This is a genomic window from Archangium sp., from assembly GCF_057119385.1.
The window spans coordinates 1-17868 of sequence record NZ_DBNGVP010000163.1 but is presented as its reverse complement, the minus strand read 5'-3'; the positions used below and the strand labels follow the sequence as shown (position 1 = coordinate 17868).

Annotated in this window: 17 protein-coding genes and 1 pseudogene; 5 read left to right on the top strand and 13 right to left on the bottom strand. The window is 69.4% G+C overall.

Annotation, left to right across the window (positions count from 1 at the left end; translation table 11 throughout):
• Nucleotide 1: 1 nt before the first annotated feature.
• From AC16DP_RS39425 to nrfH, 4 genes are all read right to left on the bottom strand, one after another.
• The gene (locus AC16DP_RS39425) at nt 2–1318 is read right to left on the bottom strand and encodes a hypothetical protein (RefSeq protein ID WP_329733116.1); all 1317 of its coding nucleotides are present in this window, start codon (nt 1316–1318) and stop codon (nt 2–4) included.
• A gap of 80 nt (nt 1319–1398) precedes the next feature.
• Nucleotides 1399–2058 (bottom strand): DNA-binding transcriptional response regulator, encoded by a 660-nt coding sequence (locus tag AC16DP_RS39420; RefSeq protein ID WP_329733117.1) that lies wholly within the window; start codon nt 2056–2058, stop codon nt 1399–1401.
• Nucleotides 2059–2311: 253 nt separating this feature from the next.
• Nucleotides 2312–3808: an ammonia-forming cytochrome c nitrite reductase subunit c552 gene (locus AC16DP_RS39415; RefSeq protein WP_329733118.1), complete on the bottom strand. Its 1497-nt coding sequence runs from the start codon at nt 3806–3808 to the stop codon at nt 2312–2314.
• A 24-nt stretch (nt 3809–3832) separates the two neighbouring features.
• Complete coding sequence (gene nrfH, locus AC16DP_RS39410; RefSeq protein WP_414640796.1) at nt 3833–4351, bottom strand: cytochrome c nitrite reductase small subunit; 519 nt, start codon at nt 4349–4351, stop codon at nt 3833–3835.
• A 210-nt stretch (nt 4352–4561) separates the two neighbouring features.
• On the opposite strand from nrfH, the gene AC16DP_RS39405 reads away from it, so the two are divergent.
• Complete coding sequence (locus tag AC16DP_RS39405; protein WP_329733119.1) at nt 4562–5350, top strand: tRNA1(Val) (adenine(37)-N6)-methyltransferase; 789 nt, start codon at nt 4562–4564, stop codon at nt 5348–5350.
• A 15-nt stretch (nt 5351–5365) separates the two neighbouring features.
• Here AC16DP_RS39405 and AC16DP_RS39400 read toward each other — a convergent pair whose 3' ends face one another.
• The 3 genes from AC16DP_RS39400 to AC16DP_RS39390 all read right to left on the bottom strand — a co-directional run bounded on the left by AC16DP_RS39400 (nt 5366) and on the right by AC16DP_RS39390 (nt 9690).
• Nucleotides 5366–7396: a sensor histidine kinase gene (locus AC16DP_RS39400; protein ID WP_329733120.1), complete on the bottom strand. Its 2031-nt coding sequence runs from the start codon at nt 7394–7396 to the stop codon at nt 5366–5368.
• Between the two features lie 156 nt (nt 7397–7552).
• The gene (locus AC16DP_RS39395) at nt 7553–9154 is read right to left on the bottom strand and encodes an alpha/beta hydrolase-fold protein (RefSeq protein WP_329733121.1); all 1602 of its coding nucleotides are present in this window, start codon (nt 9152–9154) and stop codon (nt 7553–7555) included.
• Nucleotides 9151–9690 carry a GNAT family N-acetyltransferase gene (locus AC16DP_RS39390; protein WP_329733122.1) on the bottom strand — a complete coding sequence of 180 codons (540 nt, stop codon included), beginning with the start codon at nt 9688–9690 and terminating at the stop codon, nt 9151–9153. Before AC16DP_RS39390 ends, AC16DP_RS39395 begins: the two co-directional genes overlap by 4 nt.
• Nucleotides 9691–9850: 160 nt before the next feature.
• Here AC16DP_RS39390 and AC16DP_RS39385 point away from each other — a divergent pair.
• Nucleotides 9851–9979: pseudogene (locus AC16DP_RS39385) on the top strand (Rpn family recombination-promoting nuclease/putative transposase); the annotation flags it as partial.
• Nucleotides 9980–10064: 85 nt separating this feature from the next.
• Entirely contained in the window at nt 10065–10316 is a 252-nt protein-coding gene (locus AC16DP_RS39380) for an RpnC/YadD family protein (protein ID WP_329733133.1), read from the top strand.
• Nucleotides 10317–10327: 11 nt separating this feature from the next.
• Here AC16DP_RS39380 and AC16DP_RS39375 read toward each other — a convergent pair whose 3' ends face one another.
• Nucleotides 10328–11515 (bottom strand): winged helix-turn-helix domain-containing protein, encoded by a 1188-nt coding sequence (locus AC16DP_RS39375; protein ID WP_329733123.1) that lies wholly within the window; start codon nt 11513–11515, stop codon nt 10328–10330.
• A gap of 11 nt (nt 11516–11526) precedes the next feature.
• Entirely contained in the window at nt 11527–12420 is an 894-nt protein-coding gene (locus tag AC16DP_RS39370) for a LysR family transcriptional regulator (RefSeq protein ID WP_329733124.1), read from the bottom strand.
• Between the two features lie 70 nt (nt 12421–12490).
• On the opposite strand from AC16DP_RS39370, the gene AC16DP_RS39365 reads away from it, so the two are divergent.
• Together AC16DP_RS39365 and AC16DP_RS39360 are read left to right on the top strand one after the other, a co-directional pair.
• A complete protein-coding gene (locus AC16DP_RS39365; protein ID WP_329733125.1) occupies nt 12491–13861 on the top strand; it encodes an MFS transporter in 1371 nt (456 codons plus the stop codon).
• A gap of 101 nt (nt 13862–13962) precedes the next feature.
• Complete coding sequence (locus AC16DP_RS39360) at nt 13963–14952, top strand: hypothetical protein (RefSeq protein WP_329733126.1); 990 nt, start codon at nt 13963–13965, stop codon at nt 14950–14952.
• Between the two features lie 16 nt (nt 14953–14968).
• On the opposite strand, the gene AC16DP_RS39355 is transcribed toward AC16DP_RS39360, so the two are convergent.
• The 4 genes from AC16DP_RS39355 to AC16DP_RS39340 form a co-directional block, all read right to left on the bottom strand.
• Nucleotides 14969–15448 carry a hypothetical protein gene (locus tag AC16DP_RS39355; RefSeq protein WP_329733127.1) on the bottom strand — a complete coding sequence of 160 codons (480 nt, stop codon included), beginning with the start codon at nt 15446–15448 and terminating at the stop codon, nt 14969–14971.
• The gene (locus AC16DP_RS39350; protein WP_329733128.1) at nt 15445–15576 is read right to left on the bottom strand and encodes a hypothetical protein; all 132 of its coding nucleotides are present in this window, start codon (nt 15574–15576) and stop codon (nt 15445–15447) included. The genes AC16DP_RS39355 and AC16DP_RS39350 overlap by 4 nt, the downstream gene beginning before the upstream one ends.
• A 59-nt stretch (nt 15577–15635) precedes the next feature.
• A complete protein-coding gene (locus AC16DP_RS39345) occupies nt 15636–16289 on the bottom strand; it encodes a hypothetical protein (RefSeq protein WP_329733129.1) in 654 nt (217 codons plus the stop codon).
• Nucleotides 16290–16297: 8 nt separating this feature from the next.
• On the bottom strand, nt 16298–17868 hold a 1571-nt coding region (locus tag AC16DP_RS39340; protein WP_483956959.1), incomplete at its 5' end, for an RHS repeat domain-containing protein.

Sequence of the window (17868 nt, the reverse complement as noted above, 5' to 3'; positions counted from 1 at the left end):
CTCAGTACCGCATCGTCAGATCCAAGCCCAGGAACCACCGCTTCAGCCGTCCCTCCAGCGGGACCGAGAGCGAAATCCCGGGCTGGAATCCCGGTTGTCCGGTGGCGCGCCGCAACGCGAATCCGACGGAATGATGGAGCCTGCTCCTCGAGGAGAGGCTCTCCGCGTACCGGGCGCCCGCGACCTCGAGCAGGGCGACCAGGTATTGATAGCGATAGGCGAACCCCGCTCCCCACCGCGGCGAGAATTGAAAGGATTTGGAGAAGGGCGAATACCCATCCAGCCCGGCTTCGAGCCGGAGCGTGCAGGACGAGCAGAAGGCGCTGCCCAGAATCACCGAAGCGCCCACCCTTCCGCCGAGGGCTCCTGGCTGGAACAGCACGGCCTGGGAGGGACGCTTCGCCGCCACCGAGCCATTCAGGGAAGAGCCCACCTCGTCCTCGTCCCCCGTGGGAAGCAGCATCCCTCCGCGGAGCACGAGCCAGCTGTCGGAGAAGATGGAGCGGCCCCAGGCCATTCCCACGTCGAGGTTGCTCAGCGCCGAGGCCGAGCGCTCCGCTCCCGTGAGCTTCGTCAGGGACACGGCCGCGTAGGCGCCCAGGCCGCATCCCCCCATGAAGGCCGTGGAGAGATCGAGCCGCACGGGGACGCCGTCTCCCCCGCCATCGAACAGGAACCCTGGAGCGAGGGAGAGGTGGCTTCTTCCATCGAAGGGATCCAACAGGGAGAAGCGGGGCCCATACTCCTCGGCATCATCCGCGGGATTCGAGTAGGTGGGTTGGATCATCTCCAGCTCCTCCAGCTCGAGCCCCGTGGTGGCGGCCCACTGCCTGAGCAGGGGTGACTCCATCTCCCGGAGGAAGGCGTACTTGTATCCGGCGGCGATCGCTCCGGCGGCCTCCCGGCCGAGATCCTGTTCGAAGAGGTACCCCACCGCGCAGATGCGTCCCCGCGAGTCGATGAAGGTGGGGCGCCGCGCATCGGTATGGCCGTCGTTCCGGGGGAACTCGCCTCGCCGGACATAGGCCTCCAGCCGCTCGAGACTCCGGGCCCGGGCCTCGCGCGCGGCCGGGGAGAGCTCCGCCGTGGAGCGCCGCCGCAGCCGCTCCAGCACGTATTCCAGGTGGACCCGGATCCGGAGATCCTCGTTGTCCTCCACCGTCGGAGCCCGCCCGAAGCGCTCGTGGAAGCTCTCATCCCCGAGGACGAGGTTGATGGTGTCCGTCTGGAGCCGCGCGGGTGCCGGGGGAGCTCCGCACGCGAGGAAGCCCGCCATCAGGAGAATGGCGGAGACAGCCAGATGCCGCGCTGGGGTCATGGGAGCACCCTGACGCATCACCCGGATCCGGGCCGCATCCGGGGCTCATGGCTCCATCATGATTTCATCATGCGCGCTGTTCAGCGGGCCAGACGCCGCTGGGTGCCCTGCTCGCTCAGCTTGCGCGCCAGATCCCTCGCGACCTCGAGATCGAACGGCTTGCGCAGCCACTGCAGATCCGACCGGCCGATGCGCTTGGCCACTTCCTCCCGGGAGATGTCCGAGAAGGCGCTGCAGATGGCCACCTCCAGCCGGGGATCCTTCTCCAGCATGTGCAGGATGGTCTCCAGCCCGTCCCAGCCCGGCGGCATCCGCATGTCCACGAGCGCGAACGTGTACGGACGCGACTCCTCCAGGGCCGCGATGACCTTCTGGTACCCCTCCATCCCCTGCGAGGCCGTGTCGATGGTGAAGCCCACGTCCGCCGACGCCGCCGGTGGCGTGGCCGGTGGCGCGGACGCGGTCGTGGCCGGCGGCGTGCCCCCGAACAGTTTCTTCTCCAGGTGGTCCAGCGACGAGGGGCGCGACCTCTGCCCCAGCACCCGGCGCCAGACATTCAGGATCGCCGGGTCATCGTCGACGACCAGGATGCGCCTCGGACCCTGCGCCTCCGGCCTCAGCCCTCCCTGCGACGCCTGGCGCATGCCCGGCCCGTGAGCCCCATCGACGGAGCCAGCCATCCAGAGAATGTGCGGCGGCTGCCCTAGGAGCTGCGCCGGCTCGATGCTGCTGTTCGCCATGGGGGTTGTCCTCCAGGCCAGTCTACTCCGGCTCCTCCGCAGCGGACCATTCATTGAACGAACGGGGCGAACGAAGGGTTGCTCGCCTACACGCCCGGAGAGTCAGGTGGCCGATAGTCGGCTCGCGGGGTCGGGGGGCCTCGGGTGAGGCTCACGGGTGGGAATCCGGGGCGCGAGATACCCTCACCCCGTCCCTCTCCCGAGGGGAGAGGGGTTGTTGCTCGGCGTGTGAGGGAGCTTCTCAGTGGGAGCTTCAGTGGTTCGTGCCGCCGCCACCCCGGGTGCCGCCACCCGTCGCGCTCCCGGGCGCCGGGGTCACTTCTCGTTCCGTGGGTTTCACCGACGGCGTCGTGCTCGGGAAGAGGTTCGGCGTGTAGTCCGCCTGCCTCACCGCCAGCTGCCCCTGCCTCGCCAGGTCCATCGCGATGCCCAGGATGCGCGCCGCTTCCTCCGGCGCGTGGAAGCCCATCGAGTTCTCCGCCTCCACGAAGTCCACCATGAACTGCGCCCGCCGCTGCAGCTCCATCGCCGTCTTCAGGTCCGCGTCCGTCTTCCCCGCGCCCCTCGCCGCCTTCATGTCCCCAATCAGCGCGATCATCGCGTCCATCGCCCGGTTGCGCAGCTCGAAGGTCCGGTCCTGGATGGTCGTCACGCGTTGCGTCAGCTCCGTCTCCGTCCAGTTGTGGCACGTCTGGCAGGCCCGGTTCACGTTCAACAGCGGGCTGCGCACGTGGTGGTCGCTGATCTTCAGCGCTCCCTCGCGCTTGTAGGGCATGTGGCAGTCCGCGCACGCCACGCCCGAGCGCGCGTGGATGCCCTGGTTGTACATCTCGAACTCGGGGTGCTGCGCCTTGAGCACCGGCGCCCCCGTCTCCGCGTGCGTCCAGTCCTTGTGCCCGTTCTCCGCGTAGTACGTGAGGATGTTCTCGATCTTGATGCCGTTGGCCCACGGGTACGTCAGCCGCTTCTCCGGGCCCTTGAAGTAGTACTCCACGTGGCACTGCCCGCACACGTACGTGCGCATCTCCTGGCGCGTGGCCTGCTTGTTCACGTCGTAGTTCTGCACGCCCTGGCTCGCCTTCAACGCGCGAATCCCCTCCAGGAAGCCCGGCCGCGTCACCCGCAGCTGCATCGTCTGCGAGTCATGGCAGTCGATGCACGCCACCGGGTGCTCCACCCGCTTGCGCGCCTCGGGGTAGGGCATCGCGTTCACCTTCTCGAAGCCCTTGATGAGGTCTCCCTCGCCCTGCTTCTTGTAGGTCACGTACACCGAGGCGTGGCAGTGCAAGCACGCGCCCGGCTGCTTCGTGACGTGCTGGCGCTCGGTGAAGAGCTGGTCCTCCAGCACGTACGCGTGGCCGCGCTCCTCGCGGAAGTCCGTCGCGAAGGCGTAGCCCGCCCAGAACGTCTTCAGCCGCGGATCCTCCTCCAGCCGCGACTGCGCCGTCACCGCGCGGGGATCATTCGCCGTGGGCTCGCGCGGCACCGCCTCGCTGCCGCCGTACTTCGTGCGCGTCATGTCCACGGTGCGCTTGTAGTCGTCGTACTGGAGCGGGAAGTTCTTGCCCCAGATGGCCGGGTCCACCGTGTCGTCGGTGAGCTCGACGACCCGGTAGAAGGGATTCCGGGCCTCCTGCTTGCGCTCCATGATGTTCACCGCCAGCGCGGCGGCACCGGCGGCGGCGCCCGCGGCGAGCACCATGGCGGCGAGCAGGAGCGTCAATCGGCGGCGGGTAGGCGAAGCTTCCATACGATGCGGTTCCGTGGAGAGGGTTCAGGGTCCGTGTCCGACGTCACTGTGACAGCGGATGCAGGAGAGGTCGTCGCGCTCGTTGCTCGTGGTGGCCGCGTGCGCGTCGATGGCCTGGACGATGGGCTGGTGGCACGAGCGGCAGCGCTGCTCGGTGATGGCGCGGTTGTGCGGGGTGATTTGAATGGGCTCGTGGAAGCCCCCCGCGGTGAAGGCCACCGAGTGGTGCCAGCCATTGCGCGCCTTGGCCAGGTACTTGCCCACGAAGCCCGGCGGCGTGTGGCAGTCATTGCACACCGCCACGGTGTGGTGGCTGGAGTTGGTCCACTCGGCGTACTGATCATTCATCACGTGGCAGTTGGCGCACGCGGCGGGATCGTCCGTCATGTACGAGGCCCCCTTCGCGTAGGCGAAGGTGAAGCTCCCGATGCCGATCGCCACCCCGACGAGCGCGCTCAACCCCAGGCTCAGCCAGGCGAACGCCGAGGGTCCCCGGCGTCTGGGGCCAGGAGGGGACTCCGGTGCGGGAACTTCGTTGGCCACGGCTCAGTCTCCTTCTCCGATGATGGAGAGCGTGATGCCACATCCCCGCTCCGGACTGGACTCATTCGTGAGGTCCCGGGTGCTCAATGCCGCTGTCAGCACACCTTGCGTGACGCCAACCCCGGCACGCTGGAAAAACGCCCACCCCCCCAGGTCACGGACAGCCGGGTAGAGTCAGGGTCCTCTGTCCGACACTCCGCGGAGCCCCGCTTGAGCGAGAAGAGCCACGCCCCCATTCCCCTGGACGAGACGCTCGACTCCATTGGCACCGCGGGCGTGAAGCTGTTGCAGCGCCGGAGCGGCTACCGCTTCACGCTGGATGCCGTGCTGCTCGCCGCCTTCGCGGCCACCGAGGGCGGGGACGCCGGAGGCCCCTTGCTGGAGCTCGGCGCGGGCAGTGGCGTGGTGTCCTTCCTGCTGGTGCGCCAGTTCGGCCTCGGACCCGTGGACGCGCTGGAGCTGCAACCCGAGGTGCATGCGCGCCTGGTGCGCGCCGTGGCCCTCAATGACTGTGAGGGACGGGTGCGGCCGCTGCTCGGGGACCTGCGCGAGGCCCGCTCGCTGTTCCCCTCGGGGGCCTATGCGCACGTGGTGTCCAACCCGCCCTTCCGCACCGTGAATGCCGGCGTGCGTAGCCCGGATGCGGAGCGCGCCCTGTCCAAGCAGGAGCTCGCGTGTGACGCGCCCTCGGTGGTGGCGGCCGCCCGCCACGCGCTGGCTCCGGGTGGGCGGGTGAGCCTCGTGTACCCGGCGGCGCGGGTGGCGGAGGTGCTTGGGCTGCTCATGGCCTCGAAGCTGTACCCGGTGGCCCTGCGCTTCGTGCATGCGCGCGTGGACGCTCCCGCCACGCGCTTCCTCGTGCACGCGGTGCGTGACAGGCAGCGTGGGTTGGCCGTGCGTCCTCCGCTCATCGCTCACGGGGAGGGCCCCGGGGGTTATTCGCCCGAGGTGGCCGCGCTCATGGATGCTCCCCGGGCCGAGCGTCTCGAGCCCGGTTGATTCACGGTGGGGTGCTCAGGCGGCGTGCGGCGGCAGGACGACCCGGAACACGCTTCCCTTCCCCACCTCGCTCTCCACCTGGATCTCCCCTCCCAGCCGCTTCACGATTCCGTGGCAGATGGAGAGCCCCATCCCCATCCCCTCCCCCGCCGGCTTCGTGGTGAAGAACGGATCGAAGAGTCTGCGCTGATCCTCCGGGGGAATCCCGCAGCCCGTGTCCGCGACCTCCAGCATCACCCAGCCATCCTCGCGCCGGCGCGTGCGCAGGAGGAGCTCGTTCCGGCCCGTGTCTCCCGTCGTCATCGCCTGGCCCGCGTTGAGCAGCAGGTTGAGACAGACCTGCCCGAGCTGTGACTCGCTGCCCAGCACCCGGGGTACCTCCTCCAGCTCCTCGATGATCCGCGCGCGCGGCTCCAGCTCGTGCAGCGCCAGGTTCAAGGACCGCTTCGCCACCGCGCGCACGTCGACCGCTTCCAGCCGCTCGTCCCCGCCACCGCCCCGAGCGAAGAGCCTCAACTCCTTGACGATCTGGTTGACCCGCCGAGCCCCTTCCAGGCTCTCCGCGGCCACCTGTCCCAGCTCGGCCAGCTCCTCCTTCGCCCCGCCGTTGCCTTCCGAGCGCGCCAGCTCCGGCAGCTCCTTGGCCAGGAACGCCAGGTTCGCCGTCACGTAGGCCATGGGGTTGTTGATCTCATGGGCCACCCCGGTGGCCAGGGTGCCCACCGAGGCCAGCCGCTCCGTCAGCAGCGCGCTCTTGAGCCGGGCCGCGTCCTCCGCCCGGGCCAGCGCCACCGCGAGCTCCGCGTTCGTCCGCGTCAGGCTCGCCGAGAGCGTCTCGTTCACGTAGCTGAGCTGGATGAAGTCCGCGATGAGCAGCACCCCCACGCACAGCCCCAGGTTGATCATCGCCACCGAGAAGAGCCGGGGCGCCTGGAACACATACAGATCGGTGAGCAGATCCACCACGCCCGCGCCGAGCATGCAGAAGACGGCCGCCGCGAACACCGCATCCGACGGGCGCTTGCGGCGAAGCAGCGTGGCCATCGTCAGCCCCGTCACGTACAGCACGGTCCCGAAGATGTAGAGGGCGAAGAGCCGGTAGAGCACCACCGCCCCCCCGAGCGGACCGAGCCCATGCACCGCGAGGAGGGTGGCCGCGAACACCCCGCAGACCGCCCGGTGGACCTTCCCGCCGCGGGTGATGTGCCCGAGGCAGTAGTGCTGGGAGAACTCCATCATCGCCCAGACGAGGCCCCCCACCGTGAGGATGAGCACGGTGAACGTCAGGGGAGAGGATTGCCTCAAGGGCAGCAGCCCGGTCCGGGTGCCCAGATAGAGCGCCGCCCAGGTCACCACGAAGACGGTGGAGCGCTGCAGCGCCCGCCGCGAGGGATCGGCTTCCCGGCTCATGAACATGCCCAGCAGCAGCAGCATGAACGCGAAGAGGGCGAGCGCTCCGTTCTGGAAGAACTGGCGGATGTCGCTCGCGCGCAGGTAGTACGGCGTCAGCCGCTCCTGCGCCCCCAGCAGCATGCGCGCGTCCACCACGCCATCGCTTCCGGGCAGCATCCACTCGAAGCGCAGGGCGAGCACGTTGGAGCCCGGCCGCAGCTCCCGGCTGTCCACCCTCCAGGCCTCCAACCCATCCACCTCGCCCTTGAGTCCCCGGAAGGACTCGTCCGTCCGGCCCACTTCGTGTCCGTTCACGAAGAGCGTCACGCGGCTGGTGCGCATGCCTCCCAGCGTGAGGAGCAGGGGTTTGTCCCGGAGCAGTGGAGGAAGCTCGAAGCGCTTGCGCGCCCACGCCTGGCTCGCCCGGTACCCCTGCGCCGAGTACCCCCCGGGGAAGCGGATCTCCCCCCACCCCGAGTCGTCATACTCCGGCTCCGCCCACCCCACCCCGTCGCCCTCCTGGAGCTTCCACGTCCCGTTCAGGCGCAGCACGTAGGGCTCGGCGTGGGCGGGCAGGACGTACGCGTCGATGAAGAGCCAGCAGACGAGGAACGGGGCGGCCACCGCGAGCAGCAACGGGAGGCGTCGAGCCACTGTGTCGATGGGCACCAACAGCCACACCCCCGCGCAACGCGTGTACGGCCAGCCTACGAAGCAGCGGAATCCTACCAGGAACCCCCGCTTTCCCGTTCCTCCCGGGATGGGCGGGGCTCCCTCGGGGTTGAATCCGCCAACGCTTGACGGCTCAGCTCATGGAGAAGGCGGGGGGAACAGGTACTCGAGCACGTTGCCGAAGCGCGCGGCCCAGGAGGCCTCGTTGTGCCCGCCGCCCTCCACCTCGGTGTACTTCAGGTCGCTGTCGAGCACCCAGCCCTCGCGCACCAGCGCGTCGCGCAGCAGCCGCGTGTCGTCCACCGTCTCCTGGCTGCTGCTGCCCTCGTCGGTTCCGATGTCCACCCAGAGGCGCAGCGGCAGCTTCCCGGACAGCGCGTCCACCCTCGTCACGATGTCGTTGTTGCCCCAGAAGACCGAGGGCGAGAGGACGCCCAGACGGGTGAACGTGCCGGGGTGCTTCATGCCCAGGTACAGGGACACCAGGCCACCGAGCGACGAGCCGGCCAGGCCCGTGTACTCCGCCTCCGGCTTCGTGCGGTACTTGCCGTCGATCATCGGCTTGAGCTCGTTGATGATGAACTCGCCGTACGCGTCCGCCCGGCCGCCGTTGGCGCCGTCCACCTGGGGGTAGCGGGCATCGGGGACCTGCGTGTACTCGGGGCCGCGGTCCGAGGTGTTGTAGATGCCCACGATGATGAGCGGCTCCACCTTGCCGGCCAGGACGCGCTCCTGCGCCGTCTCGTCCACGCCCCACTCCCCGGCGAAGGCCGTGGTGGCGTCCATCAGGTTCTGCCCATCGTGCATGTACAGCACCGGGTAGCGGCGCTCGGTGGCCGTGTCGTAGTCCGGCGGCAGCCAGATGATGATGTCGCGCTTCTTCAGCAGCGTGTTGCCAGGCGTCACGTCGCGCAGGTACTCGATCTTCCCGGTGAGCACCGCCTCGGGCGGCTCCTCGGTGAAGAAGTCCGCCCAGCCCCCCACGGTGATGGAGACGCGCTCGAAGCCGCTCCCCGTCTTGTGGGTGCGATCGGCGATCTCCGCGCCCGTGGCCGTCTTCTCCACCTTCGTCCACTCGCCCCGCGTCACCTTGAACGCGAGCGACGTGTCCGGCGCGAAGGACAGCACGGTGGCGTAGCCGTTGTTCACCGCCTTGTAGAGCTTCGCGCCCGCCGGGTTCCATCCGCCCAGCTGCTCATGGTTGCCGGCCAGGTAGATGTCCTCGGTGTTGGGCGTCGTCTCCGGCACCGCGACCACGAAGGCGGTCCGCGGCTGGGTGTCTCCCCCGGCCGGGCCCCAGCGCTCCACGCCGAAGCTCACGTTCTCCTCGTTCTCGTGCGCCTCGAGCGTCCTCGCGGGCACCGCGCTCCCCGCCGTGTCGAGCGCCACCTGCTCGGACGGCGTGGTCATCCGCACGGTGTAGGTGAGCGGCTGGTGCTTGGGCACCCGCGTCTTGACGGAGAAGGTGGTGCCGCCCTGATAGACGAGCTCCAGGCCCTGCCCGGTGGGGCCCTTGAAGGCCGCGTCCTCGCCCGAGAGCAGGAGCGTGGCGTTCACGGGCGTCTCAAGCGGCACCGTCACGTCGAACTGGATGTCGGAGTAGTTCTGCTCGGGAGTCGTCGTCGGGGGTCTGGGGCAGCCGGTGAGGGCCGTCAGCGTGAGCAGGAGCAGGAGCGGAAGCCGCGTGGGAGTTCGGTGCGTCATGTGGATGGGGGACTGCGGGTGAGGGGAAAGAGTCATCGCACCTCCAAGGCGCGGCGCAGGACGTGGAAGACACTCTTCTTGTTGCCGAACTCGGCGAGCACCTGTTTGACGGGCTCGAAACCGCCGCGCTTCCAGAAGCGCTGGCCGGCGGCGTTGTGCTCGGACACGGCGAGGCGCAGGTAGGCGGCGTCGTGCCGGAGCAGCCATTGGGTGAGCGCGTCGAGCAGCCTGGCGCCCAGTCCCTGGTTGCGCCAGGCCGGCTCGAGCACCAGCAGGCCGAGGTACCACTCGTGGGGCTCGGGGTAGTCGCGGATGACGTCGATGGCGCCCACCAGGCGGCCCGAGCCATCGAAGACGCCCATGCCGAACTTGTCGCCGAGTGTCTTGCCCGGAGGCAGGTCCGTGAGCAGATCGCGGATCATCTGCGCGGGGTCGGGGGGTGAGCCGTAGTGGAGCTCGAGGTGCTCCAGGCAGCGCTCGCCCAGCTCGCGGATGATCGGCGCGTCCTCCTCCGAGACCCGCCGGACCCGGTACTTCCCGACCTCGAACAGGGTCTCTCCTCTCGGAGTCATCGTGCGCCACATGCGGGCGGCAACCCTAGCAGGTGGGACGGACCCGGCCCACCCGGGTTCGCCGGGGGTGTGGCCCTCCTCACGCCCCGAGCCCTGGCGGAGTGCGTCAGGGGTCCGTTCCGGCGCCGTTGGCCCGCCGGATGCTTGAGCGTGGGTGGCCATGTCTGGACCGCATGATCTCTTCGCCCGCTATACCTTCGGCCACCCCGAGCGGGCCGCCGCTGAACTGCGCGCCGTGCTGCCCGCGCACGTCGTCTCCGAGGTGGACTGGACGTCCCTGCGGCGAGAGCCCATCAGCGTGGTGGACCGCAGTCCACACAGCGGCGAGACGGGTGTTACATTCAGTGCTGGATGCGCAGCGAGCGGAGGAACTGATGAGAACCTGGGCCGAGGAGATGCTCGAGCAGGGAGTCCAGAAGGGTCTGGTCAGGGGCCGGGAAGAGGGCCGGGTGGAGGGGCGTGCCGAGTACATCCTGCGGACACTCACCGCGCGCGGCGTGCACGTGGATGAGGCGTCCCGCCAGCGCATCCTCACCTGCACGGACGTGACCACCCTCGACCGTTGGTTCGACCGGGCGTTGAACGCCACCACGCTCTCCGACGTCCTGGAAGACCTGGCGCAGTAGCTCAGTCCAGCTCAGCCCACGCGGGCCCGGGGCCGGCGCACCTTCACCGCGCCGCAGGCCCGTGCATGGCGCGCCAGGGCCTCGTCGAGCGCCGCGTCGTCCAGCTTCACGCCCTTCTCCCTCCACAACTTCTCCACACGCAGCACGCCCTCCTGCACGCGTGCCTCCAGCCTTCCCACCAGCTGGCCCCGGTGCAAAAGCGGGCACACGTACCAGCCCCAGCGGCGCTGCTCCTCGGGCTTGTACACCTCCCACACGTACTCGAAGCCGAAGAGCTGGTTCACCAGCCCTCGGTCCCACAGCAGGGGATCCAAGGGGCCGAGTATCCGCATCCGCTCGTCCGGCGCCGTCACGGACCGCGAGCGGAAGCCCGCGGGAGCCAGGTAGCGCCGGGGTGAGCCGGGCAGTGACACCTCTTCCAGCACCCCCTCGCGCACCATGGCGTCCGGCAGTGGCGAGGTGCGCACCGGAGACAGCGTGGACCAGTGCGGGCCGCTGGCGCGCGAGAGCAGGCCCGCGGCCTCCACGCGCTCGGTGAGGGCCCAGCGCGCGAAGCTCTCGTCATGGGTGTGGCCCGCGGGGGCTCGCGCCACGTCCGGGAGCGCCCGGTGCGGCACGTCGTAGCGCTTGCCACCGGGGCCCCGGCCACACACGACGATCTCACAGCGCGTCCACAGCACCTCGAGCGCCATGGAGGTGGCCTTGCCCGTGCCCTTCCACCCGCTCCAGTCGAGCGGCTGTACCGCGCCATGGTCGGTCAGCTCCGCGGCGGTGAGGGGGCCGCGGGCCTCGAGCTCCTCGAGCACGGCGCCCAGCACCTTCTCGGGCAGACGCTCCAGCCGCGTGGCGAGGCGCCACCACGGGGTCTCCAGCGAGCGCTCGCGGTAGTGGGGGAAGGCGCTGGCGGGCAGGATGCAGCGCTCCTTGGCCCAGTGCTCGAAGGCGTGGCCGGGGTAGAGGTGGCGGTACACGTCGCCCTTGGCGATGCCGTCCACGCGCGCGAGTGCCACGAGGTCCGCGTTGGTGCCGATGACATCGAGCGGATCCAACTGGATGTGGCGCAGGTGGCGCAGCAGCGCGCGCACGCCCTCGGCGCCCTGGGGCCAGGAGGACGTGGCCAGCCCGAGGTGGCTGACGAGCCAGGCGCGTGCCTCATCCGTGGGGAGCGTCATCGCGGGGGGAAGGGTCGTCCTGGGCATGGTGTCTGGGATTACGGTCCGGATCGGCGCAGCGAGTCCACGATGAAGGTCTTCAGCGCCCGCGCCGCCGCCGTGAGGTACTCCTCGCCCCGGTGCACCAGCGCCACCTGCCGCCTCGGGCCTCCCTTCTCCACCTCCACCACGTCGAAGCCTCGCGACGCATGGTCCCGGGCCATCAGCTTCGGTAACAGCGCCACCCCCAGGCCCCGCTCCACCATCCGCCTCAGCCCCTCGGCGTTGTCCATCTCCACCGCCACCCGCGGCTTCATCCCCCGCGCCTCGCACGCCGCCTCCAGCGCGTGCGTGCCCGCCATGCCCGGAATCACCACCAGCGGCTCCTCCACCACCTCCGCCAACGCCACCGCCCGCTTCAGCTTCGTCAGCCGATGCCCTCGCGGCACCGCCAGCACCAGCTCCTCCTCCCACAGCTTCTGCGCCACCAGGTCCACCCGCCTCATCGGCAGGTTCACGATGCACAGATCCAACTCGCCTCCCGCCACCCGCGCCTCCAGCTCCACGTGCGTCCCCTCGCTCAGCCTCGGCAGCACCTCCGGGTAGCGCTCCTTGAAGGCCCTCACCAGCTCCGGCAACAGGTACGTCCCCACCGAGTGCAGTGTCCCCAACGCCACCGTGCCCCTCGGCGTCGTCGTCAGCGCTCCCAGCTCCGCCGTCCCCGCCGCCAGGGCCTCCAGCGCCCGCCTCGCGTACGGCAGGAAGCGCTCCCCCGCGTCCGTCAGCACCGCCCCTCCCGGCGTCCTCACCAGCAGCCGCACCCCCAGCTCCGTCTCCAGCGCCTGCAGCTGTCTCGACAGCCCCGGCTGCGACACCCCGAGCTGCCTCGCCGCCACCGTGAGCCGGCCCTCCCGTGCCACCTGCACGAAGGCCCTGAGCTGTTCCGTGTTCATGCGCTTTCCGCATCCACTCTATGCGCCAGATGCGGTTTCCGCATGCTTCCCGGAGGCGTACTCCTTCCCCATGGACGTCTCCTCCGGGCTCCAGCCCGCCGCCCTCCCCGGCACCGCCCGGCGCATGGCCACCACCGCCGTGCTGCTCGGCCTCGTCGTCTCCGCCTTCGAGGCCACCGTCGTCACCAGCGCCATGCCCACCCTCACCCGGGAGCTCGGCGGCCAGCACCTCTACTCCTGGGTCTTCTCCTCCTACCTCTTCGCCTCCACCCTCGGCATCCTCCTCTTCGGCAAGCTCGCCGATCAGCTCGGCCGCAAGCCCGTCTTCTCCGCCGGCATGGGCCTCTTCCTCCTCGGCTCCGCCCTCTGCGGCTTCGCCCCCTCCGTCCCCGCCCTCATCGCCTTCCGGGTGGTGCAGGGGCTCGGCGCCGGGGCGCTCCAGCCCACCACCATGACCCTCAGCGCCGACCTCTACACCCTGCGCGAGCGCGCCGCCGTCCAGGGCCTCTTCACCGGGGCCTGGGGCGCCGCCACCGTCGTCGGACCCCTCATCGGCGGCTGGCTCGTCACCTCCGCCTCCTGGCGCCAGGCCTTCCTCGTCAACCTCCCCGTCGGCCTGCTCGCGCTCGCCCTGCTCCACGCCTCCTACCGCGACCCCGCACGCGCCTCCTCCTCCCGCGTCGACGTCCAGGGGCCCGTCCTCACCGGCGTCTCCCTCGGGCTGCTCCTCTTCGCCTTCGAGCGTGGCGGCTCCTCCGCCCTCCGCCTCTCCTTCGCCCTCGCCGCGGGGGTGGGGCTCGCCGCCGTCGTGCGCCAGCAGCGCTCCTCTCCCTCCCCGCTCGTCCCCCTGGAGCTCCTGCGCGATCGCACCGTGCTGTGTGGCGTGCTCGGCGGGGTGATTGGCGGCGCCCTCCTCTACACCACCACCGCGCTCGTCCCCCTGTGGATGACGGGACTCGGAGGCCACAGCCCCCTCCTGGCCGGGCTCGCCCTGGTGCCGCTGCTCGGCGGGTGGGCCTGTGGCTCCACCTTCGGCGTCCGCGTCTTCCTCCGGGGCGGCCTCCGCGCCAGCGCCGGGGGCGGCTTCGCCCTCTGTCTCACCGGCGCCTGCCTGCTCGCCCTCGCCGTCTCCCGGGACTGGGGCACCCCCGCCGCCTTCGTCAGCCTCGGGTTGATGGGACTGGGCCTCGGGCCCGCCGCCTCCACCTCCCTGCTCGGGCCCCAGACGCGCGCCCCCTGGCACCACCGCGGCATGGTCACCAGCGCCCTCTACGCCACCCGCATGCTCGGCGGCTCCTTCACCCTCGCCGCCCTGGAGCTCGTCCCCCCCGGCTTCTCCGTGCGCTTCGCCGTCCTCGCCTCCCTCGCCGGCACCGCCGCCCTGGGGCTCGCCCTCTTCGCCCCCGGCCACGTCGTCACCGAGGCCACCGCCACCTCCTGAGCCCGGCTCCCGCTCGCCTCCCCTCCGGGCTCCCGGGCGGCGCTTCCCCGGACAGCGGGATTCTTCGCTCCCAGGCCCCGGACGCGCCATGATGCGCCCCCATGGGAAGCACGAGGCATTCTTCCAAGCGGCTTGGAACCCCCCTGGCACTCCTGCTCGGAGCGCTGGTCGCGGGCCCGGCCGCGCGCGCCCAGGACGCGAGGACTCCAGAGCCCGCTCGGGAGCCCGCTCGGGACTTGGGCCCCGCGGCCCCCGCGAGCCCGGCCGAGGCCGCCCCCGCGCCCGCTTCCTCCCTGTCCGCTCCCGTCTCGGCCGTGGAGCCGGAGATCACCCACTGTGGCGACACGCAGGTGGGCACCGGCGAGGGCATGCTCCGGCCGCTCGGACAGGGCTTCTACGCCGATGGGCGCCGGGTGCGCCGGGGCTGCACGCTGCTGCTGCAGCGCCCGCTGAAGAACCGTCCACCGGTGCCCTTCGCGCCGGACTCCTTCCGTCCCATCGGCTGCGGCTACTTCCGCTACGCCACCAGCGTCTACTGGGGCCGGCCGCTGAGCGAGGAGGACCATGTGAACGAGCCCAACGGGCAGCGGGCCGACGTGCTCACGCGCATGGACCTGGCGGACGCGGAGACGTTCGAGGTGGACGCGGACTGCCGGCCGCGGGACGCGCGCTTCTTCTACCTCAACCACACCGAGCGCCCCGAGTTGCCCGCCTTCGTCGCGGTGCCGCGAGGGGATGGGCAGGGGTACGAGGAGCTGGGCTGCGGCTTCGTGCGCTACGAGGGCCGCGTCTTCTTCGGCACGCGGCTCGTGGAGGGGGTGCATGCGCCGTCCTTCACGCCGGTGCTGGGCCGGCTGCCGTACCTCGAGTGCGGCGCGGGCATGTACGGGAGGGACCGGACGAAGGTGTGGTGGCAGCACCAGCTGCTGCGCGGCGCGAAGGCGAAGACGTTCCGCGTGCCCAAGGAGGAGAACCCCGAGTTCCGCGTGGCCTGCAACGGCAAGCGCTCGTTCCAGCTCGCCTCCGTGGACAAGAAGCCCCATCCGTTGTGCCGCCCCAAGAAGGCCGTGAAGAAGCGCGGCGGCAGGTAGACGGCTCCGCGCGGGGTCATTTCCTCAAGCGTGGGTTCAAGCGCTCCGCGTACCACCACAGGGTCCTGTTCCAGTCCTCGGCCCTGTCCCGGGCGACGGAGCTGGCCGCCTTCTTCTGCGCCTGGAAGCGTGCGCGCAGGGCCTCGTCCAGCTCGGATCGGGTTTCGCTGCCGATGGACATGCCCAGCTCACACAGGACGTGGAGCTCGTCCCGGAGCGAGAAGAGCTTGTGCAGCTCCTCGTATTCGAGCTCCCCGGGTGCGGTCGCCAGTCCGTGCGCGTACTCCGCGGTTCGAGCGGGGAGATCCTCCAGCCCCCACTCCGGCAGGCTGTCGAGGAAGTGCTCGAGCAGCTTCTGGACCGCGGACGGATCCACCTGGGTGTCACGCGAGAGGGTGAACAGCCTCATCGCCCAGTCCGTGGCCTGATGGGGAAGGGGCGCTCCTCCCTCCATCTGCCTCTGGAGTGCGTTCAGTTCCCGCGCCACCTTGCTCATCGCCTCACCTGCGGCCTTCTGTCACTGCCGATCGGCTTCAGGGTGCCTCTGCGGAAATCGGGCGTGATGGCGCCCATCATCGCCTGAACGAGATGGAGCACCTGCGAGTTCTCCTCGGTGAGACTCATGCGGGACTGGTTCTTCCAGTCAGGGGGATGGACTGTGCGACATGGCCTCGTTCCATCTCCTACCAGGTGGGGATTTCGCGGATCGAACGGGCTCGAATCAGCTCGACGTCCAACCCGTGCGCTGCTTCCTCGATGAATTGGAGCGAGCCTCCCTTGTCTCGACTGAGGCTCAAGAAGTGAAGCCCAAACTCTCCCCATCGCCAGATACACGCATGGGAAGAGTGCTTCAATATGAATTCCAGACACATCGAGTCGATCGCATGTGGTGGAGAGCGGAACTCCACTTCTTGGCTCCCTTGAAAAAGTGATCTCAAAAGGGCTGGGGGTTGTGGCGGCGGGTTCCTTCCGTACCGTTTGAGCAACGCCTGCTTCTTCAGTGCATCTCGAAGTTTCTGGAGATTCTCCAGTTCCTTGCGCAGGTTGGAGTCGGGTGAATCAAAGGAGACGCAGCCGGGAGATGCCTCTTTCCGTACGATCTCGAATAAGGGGTGCTGAGCCAGGGGAATGGAGTCCAATCCTTGAGAGAGGATCGTCGAGGTTCGAAGAATGTGCTCGACCAAGGCCTGTCCTTCTGGAAAGCGATCAAAGCCAGAAGGACCCATGTGAGATGCCTTGTAGACGAGCAAGTAGCACTCAGCAGAGGAAAGGAAATTGCTCCAATACGATACTTCCGTTTTGAGGCGCTCATGCCCATCCGTGAAGAAGATACCCACAAGACACCTCAATGCTTTCCGGGATAGGTGATGATGATTTCGTCACCTTTTCTGTTGACTGAATGGATATGAGGCGACTCGTGGTGCGCGGGATGACCCGGACCGATCATGTCGGGATGCCCATCTGGATGATCCATGAAATGCGCGCTGCTATGAGGATCTCTTCGGCCCAGATTGGTGGCTCCATCCTTTTTGAGGCTACCGAAGTTGGGGCCCTTGCTTGTCGCGTTCAAGTCGTCAAATCCAATGACTTGACCGCCTCGGGAGATTCTCGGCACCTGGGCATGTTGCTGGGCAAGCCGCATCGCCTGTGAGCGTGAGTTCGCACGAACGACCTTGGGCCCGCATTTGGCCAGACCCAGAGGATCGGTGGCGGAGAGCGGATCCTCGGGGTAGCCATAGAGGCGGGGCCCAGCGGCGAGCCCCAGTGGGTCCTGGCTGATGTAGCGCCCGGCGTAGGCGTCGTAGTAGCGGAAGCGGTTGTAGAGGAGACCCGTCTCCTCGTCCTCGTACTGTCCCGGCCAGCGCCAGGGGCAGTGTTGGAGGGCCACGTCGGCCTTGCCTACACCAAATGCGTCCAGTTGCATCCGCCAGGCGAGCTGCCCCAGCTCGTCGTACATCTCGGTGGGAGCGCCCAGGTGGTCCGTCACCACGGCGTAGCGCCCCGTGGAGTCCTCCCTGGCCAATGGCGCGAAGCTCTCCGGCTCGAACAGCCAGGTGGTGACGTCTTCGGTGGAGGCCACCTCGTGCAGGGGGACGTGCCCGTCCCAGACGAAGCGCACCTCGCGCTCGGGGGCCGCCCGGCCCTCCGCCTCCGCGCCCAGCACCACCTTCCGCGTGCGCCGGGCCAGTGCGTCATATTCCAGGTGTACGCGCACCCCATCCGGCCGCTGCACCTCGGAGAGAAGGCCCGCTCCATTCCAGCCATAGCGCCAGGTGCCCTCGGGCGTGTGCTTCTCCGTCAGGTTGCCATCGGCGTCATGGGTGTACCGGGTGCCATCCGCTTCCTGCAGCCGTCCACCCGGGCCGTAGCGCCTGTCCTTCATCCCGGGGTGTCGGTAGAGGTTGCCCACCGCGTCCATGGCCCGGTGCTGGAGGCCGCCGTCGGGCCTTCGCTCTCCTACCATCCGTCCCCAGGCGTCATGAATGTACTCGGTGTGGCCGTGCGCCGCGTCCGACATGGCCGCCAGCTGCCCCTCGGGACGCCAGCGCCAGGTGCGTTGGGCCACCGTCCCGCCGCCCACCAGGGTGCGCCGCTCCGTGGGGAGGCCCGCCTCGTCATGCTTCCAGGTGGCCACCACCCCGCCCGGCATCCACCGCGACACCTCCAGCCCGCCCGCGTCCCGCTCCATGCGGACCGCCCACTCCGGCCTGCCGGGTGAGGTGTACGTCACCCCCCTTACCGTCCCGAGTGCGTCCCGCAGCAGCTTCTGGTGCGCGCCCAGGCTGCTTTCCACCTCCATACGGTGGCCAGAAGGCGAGTAGCGCGACGTCACCTCCCCCTCCGCCTGTTTCTCGGCCACCACCCGTCCCAGGGAGTCCCTCGTCAGGGCCACCTTCCCCGACTCGTTCTCCGCCT

Bases quoted from the DNA above. Each gene is read 5' to 3' on its own strand.
- AC16DP_RS39425 (WP_329733116.1), bottom strand. From the start codon at position 1,318: ATGACCCCAGCGCGGCATCTGGCTGTCTCCGCCATTCTCCTGATGGCG.
- AC16DP_RS39420 (WP_329733117.1), bottom strand. From the start codon at position 2,058: ATGGCGAACAGCAGCATCGAGCCGGCGCAGCTCCTAGGGCAGCCGCCG.
- AC16DP_RS39415 (WP_329733118.1), bottom strand. From the start codon at position 3,808: ATGGAAGCTTCGCCTACCCGCCGCCGATTGACGCTCCTGCTCGCCGCC.
- AC16DP_RS39395 (WP_329733121.1), bottom strand. From the start codon at position 9,154: ATGACTCTTTCCCCTCACCCGCAGTCCCCCATCCACATGACGCACCGA.
- AC16DP_RS39390 (WP_329733122.1), bottom strand. From the start codon at position 9,690: ATGACTCCGAGAGGAGAGACCCTGTTCGAGGTCGGGAAGTACCGGGTC.
- AC16DP_RS39380 (WP_329733133.1), top strand. From the start codon at position 10,065: ATGAGAACCTGGGCCGAGGAGATGCTCGAGCAGGGAGTCCAGAAGGGT.
- AC16DP_RS39375 (WP_329733123.1), bottom strand. From the start codon at position 11,515: ATGCCCAGGACGACCCTTCCCCCCGCGATGACGCTCCCCACGGATGAG.
- AC16DP_RS39370 (WP_329733124.1), bottom strand. From the start codon at position 12,420: ATGAACACGGAACAGCTCAGGGCCTTCGTGCAGGTGGCACGGGAGGGC.
- AC16DP_RS39365 (WP_329733125.1), top strand. From the start codon at position 12,491: ATGGACGTCTCCTCCGGGCTCCAGCCCGCCGCCCTCCCCGGCACCGCC.
- AC16DP_RS39360 (WP_329733126.1), top strand. From the start codon at position 13,963: ATGGGAAGCACGAGGCATTCTTCCAAGCGGCTTGGAACCCCCCTGGCA.
- AC16DP_RS39355 (WP_329733127.1), bottom strand. From the start codon at position 15,448: ATGAGCAAGGTGGCGCGGGAACTGAACGCACTCCAGAGGCAGATGGAG.
- AC16DP_RS39350 (WP_329733128.1), bottom strand. From the start codon at position 15,576: ATGAGTCTCACCGAGGAGAACTCGCAGGTGCTCCATCTCGTTCAGGCG.